Consider the following 14,665-nt stretch of genomic DNA (forward strand, 5'->3'; position numbering starts at 1 on the left):
AAATGAGCAGTACTCGCTTCGCTCGCCCTCCGGGCCGCACTGAAGTGCGTTGGCCGCAAACGGCCTGCCGAGCCTGTTTTTAACGCAGCGATGGCAACGCAGATAGTTTTTCGATGGCCTGCTAGAATGAGCGGCGTTTTTTAGCCGGTAGAGCGATATGAGCGATCCACGCAAGGCCCAGGAGCAGGAACCCACCACCCACTTCGGTTTCCAGGACGTGCCGGAAAGCCAGAAGGCGGAAAAAGTGGCCGAGGTGTTCCACTCGGTGGCGGCCAAGTACGACCTGATGAACGACGTGCTGTCCGGCGGCCTGCATCGCCTGTGGAAGCGTTTCACCATCGAGCTGTCCGGCGTGCGCGCGGGCAACCGCGTGCTGGATATCGCCGGCGGCACCGGCGATCTGACCCGCAAGTTTGCCAGCATCGTCGGCCCGAGCGGCCAGGTGGTGCTGGCCGACATCAACGACTCCATGCTCAAGGTCGGCCGCGACCGCCTGCTGGACAAGGGCGTGGCCGGCAACGTGCAGTTCGTCCAGGCCGATGCGGAGAAGCTGCCGTTCCCCGACAACCACTTCGACGTGGTCAGCATCGCCTTCGGCCTGCGCAACGTGACGCACAAGGAAGACGCCCTGCGCTCCATGCTGCGCGTGCTCAAGCCCGGCGGGCGCCTTCTGGTGCTGGAGTTCTCCAAGCCGGGCAACCCGCTGCTGGCCAAGGCCTACGACACCTACTCGTTCAGTTTCATGCCGCTGGCCGGCAAGCTGATCAGCAACGACGCCGACAGCTACCGCTACCTGGCCGAGTCGATCCGCATGCATCCGGATCAGGAAACCCTCAAGGCGATGATGGTCGAGGCCGGCTTCGAGCGCGTCACCTACCACAACATGACCGGCGGCATCGTCGCCCTGCACCGCGGCATCAAGCCCTGATGCTGCTGAGCGGGCTGCTGGCCGGCGTCGAGGCGGGCCTCAATCGCATCCTGCGTCTGGACGGCACCGCCCTGCCGCGTCTGCACAAGCTGGCCGGCAAGGTGATCGCCGTGCACTGCCAGAGCCCGGCGCTGGAGCTGTTCATCCTGCCCAGCGGCGACGGCCTGCAGCTGGCCGGGCAATGGCAGGCGCCCGCCGACTGCAGCCTCACCGCCCCCGCCGCCAGCCTTGCGCGCCTGGCGCTGAGCCGCGACAAGACCGCCGTGCTGCACCGCCCAGAAGTGTCGCTGGACGGCGACAGCGCGGTGCTGCTGGAGCTGGCCGGCATCCTCCAGGACCTGGAGCTGGACTGGGAATACGAACTGTCGCGCTGGCTCGGCCCAGTCGCCAGCCCCCTGCTCGCCGGCCATCTGCGCAGCCGGGTGAACCTCGCGGCGACTGGCGCCGCCAGCCTCAAGCAGGATCTGGCCGACTACCTCGCCGAAGAATCGCGCAGCCTGGTCGGCCAGCGCGAGGCCGAGGTGCGCTTCGCCGAACTGGACCAGCTCAAGCTCGCCCTCGACCGCCTCGAGGCGCGCATCGAGCGCCTCGCCTCACGACCTAAGCCCGACGCATGAAACTACTCGCCGTTCGCCGCCTGCTGCGCATCCAGCGCGTGATCGTCCGCTACCAGCTGGACGAGCTGCTGCTGGCGCTGCCGCTGCCGGTGTGGCTGCGCGCCCTGGGCTGGCTGCTGCCCTGGCGCTGGCTGCCGCGCAAGCCGCTGCAACTGTCGCGCGGCGCGCGCCTGCGCCTGGCGCTGGAAGATTTGGGGCCGATCTTTATCAAGTTCGGCCAGTTGCTCTCCACCCGCCGCGACCTGCTGCCGGCGGACATCGCCGACGAGCTGGCGCGCCTGCAGGATCAGGTGCCGCCCTTCCCCGAAGCCCAGGCCATCGCCCTGATCGAAGGCCAGCTCGGCGCGCCGGTGGGCGAGCTGTTCGCCCGCTTCGACAGCCAGCCGCTGGCCTCCGCCTCGGTGGCCCAGGTGCACGCCGCGCAGCTGAAAAGCGGCGAAGAGGTGGTGGTCAAGGTGATCCGCCCGGGCTTAAAGCCGGTGATCCGCCAGGACCTGGCCTGGCTGTTCCTGCTCGCCCGCCTCGCCGAGCAGGCCTCCGCCGACGCCCGCCGCCTGCGCCCGGTGGAGGTGGTCGGCGACTACGAGAAGACCATCTACGACGAGCTCGACCTGCTGCGCGAAGCGGCCAATGCCAGCCAGCTCAAGCGCAACTTCGACGGATCGAAGCTGCTCTACGTGCCGCAGGTGTACTGGGACCTGTGCCGCCCGCAGGTGCTGGTGATGGAGCGCATCTACGGCATCCCGGTGACCGACCTGGCGACCCTGGCCGACCAGCGCACCGACATGAAGCTCTTGGCCGAGCGCGGCGTGGAAATCTTCTTCACCCAGGTGTTTCGCGACAGCTTCTTCCACGCCGACATGCACCCCGGCAACATCTTCGTCAGCACCCGCACGCCCTGGAGTCCGCAGTACATCGCCATCGACTGCGGCATCATCGGCAGCCTCACCGACGAGGACCAGGACTACCTGGCGCGCAACCTGATCGCTTTCTTCAAGCGCGACTACCGCAAGGTGGCGCAGCTGCACATCGACTCGGGCTGGGTGCCGGCCGACACCAAGGTCAACGAGTTCGAGGCGGCGATCCGCACCGTGTGCGAGCCGATCTTCGAGAGGCCGCTGAAGGAAATTTCCTTCGGTCAGCTGCTGCTGCGCCTGTTCCAGACCGCGCGGCGCTTCAACATGGAAGTGCAGCCGCAGCTGGTGCTGCTGCAGAAGACCCTGCTGAATATCGAGGGCCTGGGTCGCCAGCTGTACCCGGACCTGGACCTGTGGAGCACCGCGCAGCCCTTCCTCGAACGCTGGATGCGCGAGCGGGTCAGCCCGCTGCACCTGCTGCGCAACCTGCAGCAGCAGGCCGAGCAGGTGCCGCACCTGTCGCAGATCGCCCGCGACGCCCTGGAGCGCCTGCAACAACCGGCGCCGCAGGCAGCGCAACCGAGCAACGGGCAGTGGCCGCTGCGCCTGCTCGGCGCGGCGCTGATCGGCGCCGGCGCGGTGCAGGGCCTGGCGCCGCTGCTGGCGGCCTGGCCGGCCTGGTTGATGCTCGGCGGCGGGCTCTATCTGGTGCTGCGCCGATAGCCAGTCGGCCGCCGCACTGGCACACTTGGCGTATCGACGGGCTTCGGCCCGGCAGCACCGACACGGAACCCCAATGAACGATTGGCTCGACGAAATCCACTGGAACGCAGACGGCCTGGTGCCGGCCATCGCCCAGGATCACCAGAGCGGCCGCATCCTGATGATGGCCTGGATGAACCGCGAATCCCTCGCCCTGACCGTGAGTGAGCAGCGCGCCATCTACTGGTCACGCTCGCGCGGCAAGCTGTGGCGCAAGGGCGAGGAATCCGGCCACGTGCAGAAGCTGCACGAGCTGCGCCTGGACTGCGACGCCGACGTCATCGTGCTAATGGTCGAGCAGCTCGGCGGCATCGCCTGCCACACCGGGCGCGAGAGCTGCTTCTACCGCGTCTATGAAAACGGCGGCTGGAAAACCGTCGACGCCGTGCGCAAAGACCCGCACGCCATCTATCACGCAGGACACCGCCATGAGTGACACCCTGAGCCGCCTGGCCGAGGTGCTGGAGGCGCGCAAGGGCGCCGCCCCCGACAGCTCCTACGTCGCCAGCCTGTATCACAAGGGCCTGAACAAGATTCTCGAGAAGCTCGGCGAGGAGTCGGTGGAAACCATCCTCGCCGCCAAGGACGCCGCTGCCAGCGGCGACTGCAGCGACCTGATCTACGAAACCGCCGACCTGTGGTTCCACAGCCTGGTGGTGCTCGCCGCCCTCGGCCAGCACCCGCAGGCCGTGCTGGACGAGCTGGAGCGGCGCTTCGGCCTGTCCGGCCACGCGGAAAAAGCCGCGCGACCGCAAAACTGAACAACCTCTCACAACGGAGAACGCATCATGGGATTCGGTGGCATCAGCATATGGCAACTCCTGATCATCCTGCTCATCGTGGTCATGCTGTTCGGCACCAAGCGCCTGAAGAGCCTGGGCTCGGACCTGGGCGACGCGATCAAGGGTTTCCGCAAGTCGATGGACCACGGCGAAGCCGAGAAACCGGCGGTGGAAGAGCCCAAGGGGCAGACCATCGACGCCCAGGCGCGCAAGGTCGAAGAGCCGGCGAAGAAAGACTGAGCCATGTTCGACGTCGGTTTCAGCGAACTGCTGCTGGTCGGCCTGGTCGCCCTGGTGGTGCTCGGCCCCGAGCGCCTGCCCGGCGCGGTGCGCACGGCCGGCCTGTGGATCGGCCGGATCAAGCGCAGCTTCAGCGCGATCAAGGCAGAGGTGGAACGCGAGATCGGCGCCGACGAGATCCGCCGCCAGCTGCATAACGAGCAGATTCTCGAACTGGAGCGGGAAATGAAGGCGATGAAGCAGGAGATCCTCGACCCTGCCACCAAGCCTGCCAGCGAGCCCGCCAAGGCCGAGCCGGCGCCCACCAGCCAGGACACCCCACGCCAGCCATGAGCCGACACCCGGACGCCGACCAGGAAATGCCCCTGGTCTCGCACCTGACCGAGCTGCGCGCGCGCCTGTTGCGCTGCGTGGTGATCATCCTGCTGATCTTCGCCGGGCTGTTCTACTTCGCCCAGGACATCTACGCCCTGGTGGCCGCGCCGCTGCGCGCCTACCTGCCGGAGGGCGCGACGATGATCGCCACCGGCGTCGCCTCGCCGTTCCTCACGCCGTTCAAGCTGACCCTGATGTGCGCGCTGTTTCTCGGCATGCCGGTGATCCTGCAGCAGGCCTGGGGCTTTATCGCGCCGGGGCTGTACACCCACGAGAAGCGCATCGCCGTGCCGCTGCTGATTTCCAGCATCCTGCTGTTCTACGCCGGCATGGCCTTCGCCTACTTCGTGGTATTCCCGATCATGTTCGGCTTCTTCGCCAGCGTGACCCCGGAAGGGGTGGCGATGATGACCGACATCGGCCAGTACCTGGACTTCGTGCTCACCCTGTTCTTCGCCTTCGGCGTGGCCTTTGAAATCCCGATTGCCACCTTTCTGGTGATCTGGGTCGGCCTCGTCGACGTCGCCACCCTGCGCAAGAGCCGCCCCTACGTGATAGTCGGCTGCTTCGTGGTCGGCATGGTGCTGACCCCACCGGACGTGTTCTCGCAGACCCTGCTGGCGGTGCCGATGTGGCTGCTGTTCGAGGCCGGCGTGCTGGCCGGCAGCCTGGTCAAACAGCGCAGCGAAGCCCAGGCCGACGCCGACGACGAGGCCAAGCCCGAAGACCAGCCGCCCGCGCCGCTGCCGTGAACCTGCTGCTGCTGGAGGACGCCGACTTCATCGGCGCCGAGCGGGCCCGCCTGACCGGCCGCCGTCTCAAGCACCTGCACGAAGTACACCGCGCCGCCGCTGGCGACTGCCTGCGCGTCGGCCGCCTCGGCGGGCAGATGGGCGAAGGCCGGCTGCTGGCCCTGGACGATGCGCACGCCGAACTGCAGGTTGCCCTCACCCAGGCGCCGCCGGCCAAGCTGCCGCTGACCCTGGTACTGGCCCTGCCCAGGCCGAAGATGCTCAAGCGCGTGCTACAGACCATCGCCGCCATGGGCGTGCCGCGCCTGGTGCTGGTCAACAGCTACCGGGTGGAAAAGAGTTTCTGGCAGACCCCCTTCCTCGAACCCGAAGCCATCCGCGAGCAACTGATCCTCGGCCTGGAGCAGGCGCGCGACACCCTGCTGCCCGAGGTGCTGATCGAAAAGCGCTTCAAGCCCTTCGTCGAGGATCGTCTGCCGACTCTGGCCGCCGGCACGCTCGGCCTGGTCGGCCATCCCGGCGACCATCCGCCCTGCCCGCGCGCGGTTTCAGGCCCGGTGACCCTGGCCATAGGCCCGGAAGGCGGCTGGATCCCCTACGAGGTGGCGCTGCTGGGCCAGGCCGCGGGCCTGCAACCGGTGCAACTCGGCGAGCGCATCCTGCGGGTGGAAACGGCAGTACCGGCGCTGCTGGCGCGGCTGTTCTAGCTGTAGGGCGCCGTGCGCGCCGCCAAAACGAGAGCACTTCGCCTCGGTGCGCACGGCGCACCCTACCGCGCGTCATCCGTCAAACCTCCAGGAGAAAGGTCACCGGCCCATCGTTGACCAGATGCACCTGCATTTCGGCGCCGAAACGGCCAGTGGCCACCTGAGGGTGCTGCGCCCGCGCCTGCTCGAGCAGCAGATCGAACAGGGCCTGGCCCTGGGCCGGCGCGGCGGCGCTGGAAAAACTCGGGCGCATACCGCTCTTGGTATCGGCGGCCAGGGTGAACTGCGACACCAGCAGCAGGCCGCCCTGCACGTCTTTCAGCGACAGGTTCATCTTGCCGGCCTCGTCGCCGAACACCCGGTAGTTGAGCAGTTTGTGCAGCAGCCTGGCGACGCTGGCCGCATCGTCCTGCGGCTCGACGCCGATCAGCGCCAGCAAGCCCCGGTCGATGGCGCCGACCACCTCGCCCGCCACCTCGACACGCGCGGCGCTGACGCGCTGGATCAGCGCCTTCATGCTTCGTCCGGGGCCAGGTCGAGCAGGCGCCGGGCCATCTGCTCGGCGGCGCGCACCAGGGCATCGGTGATGCCCGGCTCGGCCGCCGAGTGACCGGCGTCGCGGATGATCTGCAGTTCGCTGTTGGGCCAGGCCTGGTGCAGCGCCCAGGCGTTGTCCAGCGGGCAGATGGCGTCGTAGCGACCGTGCACGATGATGCCCGGCAGGTGGGCGATCTTCGGCATGTCGCGCAGCAGCTGATCGGGCTCAAGGAAGGCCTGGTTGACGAAGTAATGGCACTCGATGCGGGCGATCGACAGCGCGCGGTGGGCCTCGCTGAAGCGCTCGACCACCTGTGGGTTGGGGCGCAGGGTAGCGGTGCGCCCCTCCCAGGTCGACCAGGCCTTGGCCGCGTGCATCTGGGCGATCTGGTCGGCGCCAGTGAGGCGCTTGTAGAAGGCCTGCATCAGGTCGCCGCGCTCCTCCGCCGGGATCGGCGCGAGGTAGTCCTCCCAGTAGTCGGGGAACAGGCGGCTGGCGCCCTCCTGATAGAACCAGTGGAACTCCTGCGGCCGGCACAGGAAGATGCCGCGCAGGATCAGCCCGTGCACCCGCTGCGGATGCGCCTGGGCGTAGGCCAGCGCCAGGGTCGAGCCCCAGGAGCCGCCGAACAGCACGAACTTGTCGATGCCCAGATGCTCGCGGATACGTTCGATATCGCCGATCAGCGCCTGGGTGCTGTTGCCCTCCAGGCTGGCGTGCGGCGTCGAGCGGCCGCAGCCGCGCTGGTCGAAGGTGACGATGCGGTAGTGGTTGGGATCGAAGTAGCGGCGGCTGGCGGCATCGCAACCGGCACCCGGCCCGCCATGAATGAACAGCACCGGCAACCCGTCCGCCGAGCCGCTCTCGTCCACGTAGAGGACATGCGGCGGCTCGACCGCCAGCTCGTGGCGGGCGTAGGGTTTGATCTCCGGATACAAAGTCTGCATGGTGGGGCTCCTGGCTCGATGGGCTACAACTGCCGTGTTCCGCTCTGCCGGGCATCATAACCATGAAAAAGGAGTTTCAGCATGTCGATACGCTTTCCGACCTGGCCCCTGGCGCTGTTTTTCGCCCTGCTGCTGGGCGGCTGCGGCGCCAAGGACGACCCACAGGCCGCGCTGGAGGCGGCCGTGCAGCAGTTGCAGGACAATATCGAAGCCAAGGACAGCGGCGCGACGATGGCGCAGCTGCATCCCGAGTTCCTCGCCCGCCAGGAGCTGGACCGCGAGTGGGCCAAGCGCACCATGGCCTTGCTGTTCCTGCGTCACAAGAACATCCGGGTGATCGCCCTGGGCAAGAACAGCTGGATCGATGCCGCGATCGCCGGCAAGGGCCATACCGAGGCCCAGGTCGGCCTGAGCGGCGCCGAGGGCTTGATCCCCGACAGCGCGCGGCACTATGCGGTGCAGCTGGAATGGTGGCTGGAAGATGACCAATGGAAACTGGCGCGGCTGAGCTGGGAGTAACCCGGATAAAATCCGGGCTACTCCCGGCAGGCCCCTAATCGGCCTGGCGCCAGATCAGCTCGGCGGTGTCGTAACCCTGCTCGCGCGCCACGGCGAGCAGCTTGTCGCGGATGGCGGCGTCCACTTGCGGGGTGCGCGACAGCAGCCAGAGGTAGTCGCGCTCGGGATGGCCGACCAGCGCGACGCGGTAGTCCTCGTCGCGGTACAGCACCCAGTAGTCGCCCTTGATCGGCAGCAGCTTGCTGGCCCAGTTGTCGAAGCGCACCCAGAGCTTGTCGGTACGGCCTTCGACCTGAGGCTCGGCCACGCCCTTGGCCTCGATCCACTCGCCGTCGTCATCGCGGCAACGGTTGCTCACCGCGATGCGGCCGTCGTCGCGCAGACCGTAATGCGCCTCGGACTGTACGCAGTTGCGCTGGAAGAACATCGGCAGCCGCGCCAGCTCGTACCAGGTGCCCTGGTAGCGCTGCAGGTCGACCTGCATGGTTTGCGGCGGCTCCGGCGGAATGTGGCCGGTGCCCGAGTTGGCGCAACCGACGAGCGCGAGCAGCGCGCCGGCAAGGATGATCGAACGCATGCTGGCTCCCTTCACTTGAGGCCCTTGCCGGAGAACATCAGCACCTTGTCGCCGGCGTACTGCACGCTGATAAAGCTCTTGTCGTCGCCCCAGGTGCAGCTGGACATGCCCAGGGCACCGGCGCACTCGCCCGGCGCGCCGAGCAGGCTTTCCACCTCGTCCTTGCTCATACCGGCCTTGAGCTTGGCGTAGTTTTCCTGGTTGACCTTGCTGCAGGCGGCCAGCAGGCAGCAGGCGAGCAGCACGACGACACGCATCGACATGGATGAGACTCCTGGAGGACATGGACGCGACAAGCTTGGCATAGCAGGCCGCAACGTGCCCGCTTGGAGTTCAGAAACGCGAGCCGGGTTCCCGCAGGAAGGCCTGTTCTTCGTCGCTCGACACGCGGCCGAGGATGAGGTTGCGATGGGGGAAGCGGCCGAAGCGGGCGATCACCCGCCGATGGCGCTCGGCGAAGTCGAGAAAGCCGGCGAACAGGCTGCGTTCGTCCGCAGCCGCCTGTTCATGCAGCCCGCGAAACAGCTCGACGGCACGATCCTGCAGGGCCAGGTCCTCGGCATGCTCGAAGACGATATAGGCAAAGACCCGCTCGATCGGCGTCAGCTGGCGGTCCAGGCCCAGCTCGAGCCCCTGCCGCAGCAGCGCCCGGGCCAACGGGTCACCGGCGAAGGCACGCGGGGTGTCGCGGAAGATCATCCGCGGCAGCTGGTCGAGCAGGATCAGCCTGGCCAGCCAGCCCGGCGCCGTGGCCTGCCAGCCCTGCAGCTCGCCGGCCAGGGCCTGTTCGACCCGCCCGGCGAAGCGCTCGCGGGCCTCTTCGTCCTGGCTGTCACGCTTGCCGAACCACAGCCCCTGGCGCGCCGCCGCCACCTCGCCGGCACTGCCGGGGGCGGTGCCGAACCACCAGTCGAGCAAGGGCTGCCAGGGCTGCACGGGGTCAGCCGCGGTGGTAGGCGGTGACGCGCAGCACTTCTTCCTTGGAACCGAGGAATACCGGCACGCGCTGGTGCAGGGAAGTGGGCTGGATATCGAGAATGCGCTGGCTACCGTCGGTCGCAGCGCCACCGGCCTGTTCGATGATCATCGACATCGGGTTGGCCTCGTACATCAGGCGCAGCTTGCCCGGCTTGTCCGGCTCGCGGGCGTCGCGCGGGTACATGAACACGCCGCCGCGGGTGAGGATACGGTGCACGTCGGCCACCATCGAGGCGATCCAGCGCATGTTGTAGTTGCGCCCCAGCGGCCCGGTTTCACCGGCCAGCAGCTCGGAGACATAACGCTGCACCGGGGCTTCCCAGTGGCGTTGGTTGGACATGTTGATGGCGAATTCCTTGGTCGCCTCCGGCACCTTGATGTTGTCGTGGGTGAGCACGAAGCTGCCGAGTTCACGATCCAGGGTGAACCCCTTGACACCGTCGCCGAGGGTCAGCATCAGCATGGTTTGCGGGCCATAGATGGCGTAGCCGGCGGCAACCTGCTGGGTACCCGGCTGAAGGAAGGCTTCCTCGCCGAGGTCGCCGGTGTCGCCGTTGCGCTCAGGGCAGCGCAGCACGGAGAAAATGGTGCCGACCGAAACGTTGACGTCGATGTTGCTGGAGCCGTCCAGCGGGTCGAACACCAGCAGGTAGGCACCTTTCGGGTACTTGCCGGGGATCTGGTAGGCGTTGTCCATCTCCTCGGAGGCCATGCCGGCCAGGTGGCCGCCCCACTCGTTGGCTTCCAGGAGGATCTCGTTGGAGATCACGTCGAGCTTCTTCTGCACTTCGCCCTGCACGTTTTCGCTGTCCAGGCTGCCGAGCACGCCGCCGAGGGCGCCCTTGGACACCTGATGGCTGATCGCCTTGCAAGCCCGTGCCACGACTTCGATAAGGAAACGCAGGTCGGCCGGGGTGTTGTGGCTGCGAGTCTGCTCGATCAGGTAGCGGCTCAGGGTGACGCGGGACATGGACGGCTCCGGAAAGGGAAAAAATCGCGCGCAGTTTAACCCGTTCGCGGCGCGACCGCCTCCCCGCGGCCGCGGCGAAACCCGAGAAACTGACGGAACGTGCAGCTGGCCATAGGCCCGCGCGCGCCGCCGGGCGCGCGCGGGCAGCGGCCGCAGCGACTAGAGATCCAGCGACAGCGCCAGGTTCAGGCCGTGCTGGACTTCGTCGTCGGCATGCCGGTAGCTGTAGCTGCCGCGCAACGACAGGCCATTGCCCAGGCTGTGGCTGACGCCCAGGTGACCGCGCAGGCTGCGATCGTCCGGCTGGTAACCGGGCAGCTCGAAGTCGATCCCCGGCAGGCTGTTGAGGCTCATGCGCACCTCGCTGGCGTCGTCCTCGTATTCGCGCTCCATGGCCAACTCGCCGAACAGGCGGGTCTGCGGCGTCAGGTCGTACAGCCCCTGGAAGCCGAAGCCGAGGCGCCGGGACTTGCGCTCCTGGTCGTCATAACTCAGTGCCGTGGAGCGCTGGCCGTCCTCGGCATAGCCGTCCACGTCGATCTGCACGTAGTCGGCGCTGACGAAGGGGCTCAGGTGCCACTGGCTGCCCGGCTGGGCGATGTCGTAGCCGAAACGGCCGCTGAAGGCCCAGAGCTGGCCGTCGGTGTCGCCCTTCTCCGAGTTGGTGGCCGGGCCGATGGCGAACTGGCGCTCGAGGTCGTGGTAATCCAGGTGACCGGCGCTGGCGGCCAGATCGCCCCACCAGCGGTTGTGCTGGTACTGGGCGAACGCGGTGCCGATGTAGCTGCGCAGGTCGTAGTCGGAATCCGCCGCGCCGGCCTCCAGGCTCTGCTGGTAGAGCCCGGCCGCCAGCCCCAGGCGCCAGGCCTCGTCGAGGCGGTAGCTGGCGCCGAAGTTGAGGCTGTAGCCGTTGCCATCGGCATCGCCGCCGTGCAGGTCGTAATCCAGGCGCTGGCCGCCGCCGTTGACGAAGGCACGCCACTGGCCGACGCCTTGCCAGGCCTCCCAGTCGGCCAGCCACTGGGCGCGCAGCTGGTCCTGATGGCCGCGCAGGGTGCCCAGGGCCATCTCCGGCAGCAGGGTGACCTCCCAGGGCGCGGCGAGCAGCGAATAGGCGTAGTCGGCAATCAGGCGCTGGCCGGCGATGGTCGGGTGCACGCTGTCGTTGAACAGCAGCTTGGTCGGATCGGGGCTGGTGCCGTTGAGGCCATAGACCGGGTTGGGGTTGCTGCAACCGTCGAAGCAGGTGCCGATCACCGTGTCGCGGTCGGCGACCAGGCCGTAGCGCCCCGGATCGCTGAGGGTCTCGGCGAGATTGAGCGGGATATTCAGCGGAATCACGTTGGCATCGACCGCGGCCAGTTGCAGCACCAGCTCGTCGTTGAAATCGGCGCCGAGCGAGGTCACCAGATCCTGCAGGCCGCCGCCATAGAAGTTCGGCGTCAGCCCGATGTCCGGCAGCAGCCAGACCATGATGTAGCGCGCCCCGGCCTGCTGCAGCGTTTCCACGCTGTCGACCAGACGCCCCGCGGCGGCCTGGGCGCTGGCGGTGTCGACCACGCGGAATTGGAGGAAGTCGTTGCCGCCGCCGGTCAGGTAGTACAGCGCGTTGGGATCGGCACGTCCGCCGCTGGAGGCCAGATAACCGCCGGGGCCGCTGATGGTCTGGAGAATCTCGTCGGTACGGTAACCGCCGACCGCCCAGTTGTTGCCGCCGGCCACCGTATTGGCCGGGCCGAGCCCGGCGCCGCCGAGGCCGAGCGCATCGCCCAGCAGCATGGGCGCCACGGGGCCGAAGATTTCGCCGCTGCCATCCTGGTAGGTCGGCCCGACGCGATTGGTGAAACGGGTGGTGGCGCCCGCCGGGCCATCGGGGTCGGCGAACCAGCCGGCGTCGCTGAGGCTGTCGCCGAACACATGGAGGGCGCTGTAGGGAGCGGCGTAAAGCGGGGTGGCGCTGGCCAGCAGGCAGGCGGCCGCCAACGGGGTTAGAAGGCGCTTCATGGCGAGTCCTTATTGTTGTTGGTATGAACTGCCCAGCAAATGTAGCGACTGTTGCGGCGAAAAACACCTATCTGGTGGCGATTGAGTTCAATGCGCGAGGGCCAGCTGGACCCGGTTGCGGCCGTTGCGCTTGGCCGTGTAGAGCGCCACGTCGGCGGCCTGCAGCAGGCCGTCGAGCCCGTCGCCGTGGGCCGGCCACAGGGCGATGCCGGCCGACAGGGTCACCGGCAGCGTGCCGACGCGCGTCGGCTGGCCGATCTGCGCCAGTTGTGCGCGCAGCGACTCCAGTCGACTGGTCGCGGCCGCCGCATCCAGCCCCGGCAGAATCAGCAGGAACTCCTCGCCGCCGATGCGGAACACCGCGTCGGTGCTGCGCAGGTTGTCCAGCAGGTGCTGGGCCACGGCCTTGAGCACGTCGTCGCCGACCAGGTGGCCGCATTCGTCGTTGAGCCGCTTGAAGTGGTCGAGGTCGATCAGCGCCACGGCCAGCGGCACCTGCTCGCGCTGGGCGCGGGCCAATTCGCGGGCGAAGAACTCGTCCAGGTAGCGGCGGTTGTATAGGCCGGTGAGCGGGTCGCACAGGGCCTGCTCGCGCAACTGCTCGTGCAGGCTGCTGATGGTGCGCAGACGCTCCTCGCTGAGGGCCAGGGCCTCGGCCAGCTTGAGTTCGCTGAGCTGGCGCTGGGTGACGTCGCGCACGTAGAGCATATGGCCGAGCAGCACCGGACCGTGGCGGGTGGCGCGCTCGATGGCGCGCACGCGCACCTCGTAGTAGCGCGCCGCGCTGGTCAGGGTCAGCGGCAGGCTCGGGTCGGCGCCGGCCTGTTCATCGAGCAGCTGCTGCAGGTCGGCGCCGAACACCGGCCAGTCGCCCAGCTCGCGCCCCTGCCAGCCCTGCTGCAGGCCGGCCAGCTTGAGCGCCGCCGGGTTGGCCTCAATCACCCGCCCGCGCGGGTCGACCACCAGCACCGGGTCGAGCAGCGCCTCGAGCAGCAGGTGACGGGCCACCGGCAGCAGGTCGAACAGACGCACGCCGACGATCAACCAGGAGAAGGCCAGCAAAGTGAAGGCGAAGCTGAAAGGGGTGGGATCGAAGCCGAACAGGGTCCAGCCGAACCCCACGTAGCCGACGTTGGCCACCCAGGGCACCGCGGTGACCAGCACGAACGCCAGGTAGTGGCGGCGGTGCAGACCCTGGCTGAGTGCCGCGGCGCGGGTCACCACGCCCATGCAGAAGGCCATGAACAGGTAGACGTAGACCGCCGTGGCGTAGAACAGCGGGCCGTGCTGATAGCGCACCGGCGCCCCCGGGCTGGCGTCGATCGGCGCGCTGCCGGCGCCGTAGAACAGGCCGTGCCAGGGGTTGCTCAGGGCCAGGGCCCAGACCAGCAACGGCACCAGGCTGAGGCCGAGGATGCTGCTGCGCGCCAGCGGCGTGCGCATGCTGTTGACGTATTGCCAGAGGAACACCGCCCAGAAGGTCGGCGTGGAGACGATGCCCGGCCAGGCCATGCTGGCCCAGAACATCTTGCATTCGGCGGCGAAAAAGCTCATTTCCAGCGCCGCGGCGGCCATCCACCAGAGGCTGGCCAGGTGCAGCAGGATGAAACTGTCGCGTCCGGGGAAGTCGCGCTGGCGGGTCACCCAGTGCGCCAACAGGATCACCCCGAGGCACACCAGCAGGGTCATCAGCACCGGCGGCGACAGGCTCCAGCCGGAAGCCAGGCAGGCCTGCATCAGCAGCCTCTCCACAGCGGTTGCAGCGGGGAAACGAACGCCTCGCCGCGCGCTGGGGCGACGGCACGGGACGACTGGACGGTGACGCGAATGGAAATACGCAAGGGCCTTCCTGACCTCAACTCCTGGCTCGGCGCAGGGCGCCTAAGATACTGCAAAGCCCCTGTTTCAGCAGGGCTTTATTTATTCGAGTAGGTTGGCGCTGAGCGCAGCGAAGCCCAACGGGGAGCGCGTAGCGCTCCGCCCTGCGTCCATCGACTCGCCGATGCCTGTCCAGGCTTCGCCGTTGCTCCGTCATCGTCCGTTGGGCTTCGTCGCGTTGCTCCTCAACCCAACCTACGACAGCCCCCGATCCAGTCGTACCCTGGCCCAAGC

Annotated in this window: 18 protein-coding genes; 10 read left to right on the forward strand and 8 right to left on the reverse strand. The window is 67.9% G+C overall.

The annotated features are described in order from the left end of the window. The first annotated feature begins 157 nt into the window (after positions 1-157). The 9 genes from ubiE (at position 158) to ACIGKL_RS11195 (ending at position 6,020) form a co-directional block, all read left to right on the forward strand. The gene (gene ubiE / locus ACIGKL_RS11155) at positions 158-928 is read left to right on the forward strand and encodes a bifunctional demethylmenaquinone methyltransferase/2-methoxy-6-polyprenyl-1,4-benzoquinol methylase UbiE (RefSeq protein ID WP_397486694.1); all 771 of its coding nucleotides are present in this window, start codon (positions 158-160) and stop codon (positions 926-928) included. Then, positions 928-1,545: an SCP2 domain-containing protein gene (locus ACIGKL_RS11160; protein ID WP_397486695.1), complete on the forward strand. Its 618-nt coding sequence runs from the start codon at positions 928-930 to the stop codon at positions 1,543-1,545. Before ubiE ends, ACIGKL_RS11160 begins: the two co-directional genes overlap by 1 nt. Then, the gene (gene ubiB / locus ACIGKL_RS11165) at positions 1,542-3,125 is read left to right on the forward strand and encodes a ubiquinone biosynthesis regulatory protein kinase UbiB (protein ID WP_397486696.1); all 1,584 of its coding nucleotides are present in this window, start codon (positions 1,542-1,544) and stop codon (positions 3,123-3,125) included. Before ACIGKL_RS11160 ends, ubiB begins: the two co-directional genes overlap by 4 nt. 73 nt (positions 3,126-3,198) lie before the next feature. Further along, positions 3,199-3,600, forward strand: coding sequence for a phosphoribosyl-AMP cyclohydrolase (gene hisI / locus ACIGKL_RS11170; protein WP_397486697.1), 402 nt, complete (start codon positions 3,199-3,201; stop codon positions 3,598-3,600). Next, positions 3,593-3,925 carry a phosphoribosyl-ATP diphosphatase gene (locus tag ACIGKL_RS11175; protein WP_021441806.1) on the forward strand — a complete coding sequence of 111 codons (333 nt, stop codon included), beginning with the start codon at positions 3,593-3,595 and terminating at the stop codon, positions 3,923-3,925. Before hisI ends, ACIGKL_RS11175 begins: the two co-directional genes overlap by 8 nt. 27 nt (positions 3,926-3,952) lie before the next feature. Beyond that, positions 3,953-4,186, forward strand: a complete 234-nt coding sequence (gene tatA, locus ACIGKL_RS11180) for a twin-arginine translocase TatA/TatE family subunit (RefSeq protein ID WP_397486698.1) — start codon at positions 3,953-3,955, stop codon at positions 4,184-4,186. Positions 4,187-4,189: 3 nt separating this feature from the next. Beyond that, on the forward strand, positions 4,190-4,519 hold the full coding sequence (tatB, locus tag ACIGKL_RS11185) for a Sec-independent protein translocase protein TatB (RefSeq protein ID WP_397486699.1): 330 nt from the start codon (positions 4,190-4,192) through the stop codon (positions 4,517-4,519). Then, on the forward strand, positions 4,516-5,313 hold the full coding sequence (gene tatC / locus ACIGKL_RS11190; RefSeq protein ID WP_397486700.1) for a twin-arginine translocase subunit TatC: 798 nt from the start codon (positions 4,516-4,518) through the stop codon (positions 5,311-5,313). The genes tatB and tatC overlap by 4 nt, the downstream gene beginning before the upstream one ends. Further along, positions 5,310-6,020 carry a 16S rRNA (uracil(1498)-N(3))-methyltransferase gene (locus ACIGKL_RS11195; RefSeq protein ID WP_397486701.1) on the forward strand — a complete coding sequence of 237 codons (711 nt, stop codon included), beginning with the start codon at positions 5,310-5,312 and terminating at the stop codon, positions 6,018-6,020. Before tatC ends, ACIGKL_RS11195 begins: the two co-directional genes overlap by 4 nt. Positions 6,021-6,099: 79 nt before the next feature. Here ACIGKL_RS11195 and dtd read toward each other — a convergent pair whose 3' ends face one another. Together dtd and pip are read right to left on the reverse strand one after the other, a co-directional pair. After that, on the reverse strand, positions 6,100-6,537 hold the full coding sequence (gene dtd, locus ACIGKL_RS11200) for a D-aminoacyl-tRNA deacylase (protein WP_397486702.1): 438 nt from the start codon (positions 6,535-6,537) through the stop codon (positions 6,100-6,102). After that, complete coding sequence (gene pip / locus ACIGKL_RS11205; RefSeq protein ID WP_122109238.1) at positions 6,534-7,505, reverse strand: prolyl aminopeptidase; 972 nt, start codon at positions 7,503-7,505, stop codon at positions 6,534-6,536. Before pip ends, dtd begins: the two co-directional genes overlap by 4 nt. Positions 7,506-7,586: 81 nt before the next feature. On the opposite strand from pip, the gene ACIGKL_RS11210 reads away from it, so the two are divergent. Beyond that, positions 7,587-8,024: a hypothetical protein gene (locus ACIGKL_RS11210; protein WP_397486703.1), complete on the forward strand. Its 438-nt coding sequence runs from the start codon at positions 7,587-7,589 to the stop codon at positions 8,022-8,024. Positions 8,025-8,058: 34 nt separating this feature from the next. On the opposite strand, the gene ACIGKL_RS11215 is transcribed toward ACIGKL_RS11210, so the two are convergent. The 6 genes from ACIGKL_RS11215 to ACIGKL_RS11240 all read right to left on the reverse strand — a co-directional run bounded on the left by ACIGKL_RS11215 (position 8,059) and on the right by ACIGKL_RS11240 (position 14,290). Further along, positions 8,059-8,601, reverse strand: coding sequence for a lipocalin family protein (locus ACIGKL_RS11215; protein ID WP_397486704.1), 543 nt, complete (start codon positions 8,599-8,601; stop codon positions 8,059-8,061). Positions 8,602-8,612: 11 nt separating this feature from the next. After that, positions 8,613-8,864 carry an outer membrane protein assembly factor BamE gene (gene bamE, locus ACIGKL_RS11220; protein WP_397486705.1) on the reverse strand — a complete coding sequence of 84 codons (252 nt, stop codon included), beginning with the start codon at positions 8,862-8,864 and terminating at the stop codon, positions 8,613-8,615. 70 nt (positions 8,865-8,934) lie between these two features. Beyond that, positions 8,935-9,537, reverse strand: a complete 603-nt coding sequence (locus tag ACIGKL_RS11225) for a DUF924 family protein (RefSeq protein ID WP_397486706.1) — start codon at positions 9,535-9,537, stop codon at positions 8,935-8,937. 4 nt (positions 9,538-9,541) lie between these two features. After that, on the reverse strand, positions 9,542-10,549 hold the full coding sequence (locus tag ACIGKL_RS11230; protein WP_397486708.1) for a class 1 fructose-bisphosphatase: 1,008 nt from the start codon (positions 10,547-10,549) through the stop codon (positions 9,542-9,544). 159 nt (positions 10,550-10,708) lie between these two features. After that, a complete protein-coding gene (estP, locus tag ACIGKL_RS11235; RefSeq protein ID WP_397486709.1) occupies positions 10,709-12,553 on the reverse strand; it encodes an esterase EstP in 1,845 nt (614 codons plus the stop codon). Positions 12,554-12,640: 87 nt separating this feature from the next. Beyond that, the gene (locus ACIGKL_RS11240) at positions 12,641-14,290 is read right to left on the reverse strand and encodes a histidine kinase N-terminal 7TM domain-containing protein (RefSeq protein ID WP_397486710.1); all 1,650 of its coding nucleotides are present in this window, start codon (positions 14,288-14,290) and stop codon (positions 12,641-12,643) included. Between the last annotated feature and the right edge of the window lie 375 nt (positions 14,291-14,665).

This window comes from Pseudomonas sp. NPDC077186 (genome assembly GCF_044543505.1).
Classification (GTDB): Bacteria; Pseudomonadota; Gammaproteobacteria; order Pseudomonadales; family Pseudomonadaceae; genus Aquipseudomonas.

Bases quoted from the DNA above. Each gene is read 5' to 3' on its own strand.
- tatB (WP_397486699.1), top strand. From the start codon at position 4,190: ATGTTCGACGTCGGTTTCAGCGAACTGCTGCTGGTCGGCCTGGTCGCC.
- ACIGKL_RS11230 (WP_397486708.1), bottom strand. From the start codon at position 10,549: ATGTCCCGCGTCACCCTGAGCCGCTACCTGATCGAGCAGACTCGCAGC.
- dtd (WP_397486702.1), bottom strand. From the start codon at position 6,537: ATGAAGGCGCTGATCCAGCGCGTCAGCGCCGCGCGTGTCGAGGTGGCG.
- ubiB (WP_397486696.1), top strand. From the start codon at position 1,542: ATGAAACTACTCGCCGTTCGCCGCCTGCTGCGCATCCAGCGCGTGATC.
- ACIGKL_RS11160 (WP_397486695.1), top strand. From the start codon at position 928: ATGCTGCTGAGCGGGCTGCTGGCCGGCGTCGAGGCGGGCCTCAATCGC.
- pip (WP_122109238.1), bottom strand. From the start codon at position 7,505: ATGCAGACTTTGTATCCGGAGATCAAACCCTACGCCCGCCACGAGCTG.
- ubiE (WP_397486694.1), top strand. From the start codon at position 158: ATGAGCGATCCACGCAAGGCCCAGGAGCAGGAACCCACCACCCACTTC.
- ACIGKL_RS11210 (WP_397486703.1), top strand. From the start codon at position 7,587: ATGTCGATACGCTTTCCGACCTGGCCCCTGGCGCTGTTTTTCGCCCTG.
- bamE (WP_397486705.1), bottom strand. From the start codon at position 8,864: ATGTCGATGCGTGTCGTCGTGCTGCTCGCCTGCTGCCTGCTGGCCGCC.
- ACIGKL_RS11240 (WP_397486710.1), bottom strand. From the start codon at position 14,290: ATGCAGGCCTGCCTGGCTTCCGGCTGGAGCCTGTCGCCGCCGGTGCTG.
- hisI (WP_397486697.1), top strand. From the start codon at position 3,199: ATGAACGATTGGCTCGACGAAATCCACTGGAACGCAGACGGCCTGGTG.
- tatA (WP_397486698.1), top strand. From the start codon at position 3,953: ATGGGATTCGGTGGCATCAGCATATGGCAACTCCTGATCATCCTGCTC.
- ACIGKL_RS11215 (WP_397486704.1), bottom strand. From the start codon at position 8,601: ATGCGTTCGATCATCCTTGCCGGCGCGCTGCTCGCGCTCGTCGGTTGC.
- tatC (WP_397486700.1), top strand. From the start codon at position 4,516: ATGAGCCGACACCCGGACGCCGACCAGGAAATGCCCCTGGTCTCGCAC.
- ACIGKL_RS11175 (WP_021441806.1), top strand. From the start codon at position 3,593: ATGAGTGACACCCTGAGCCGCCTGGCCGAGGTGCTGGAGGCGCGCAAG.
- estP (WP_397486709.1), bottom strand. From the start codon at position 12,553: ATGAAGCGCCTTCTAACCCCGTTGGCGGCCGCCTGCCTGCTGGCCAGC.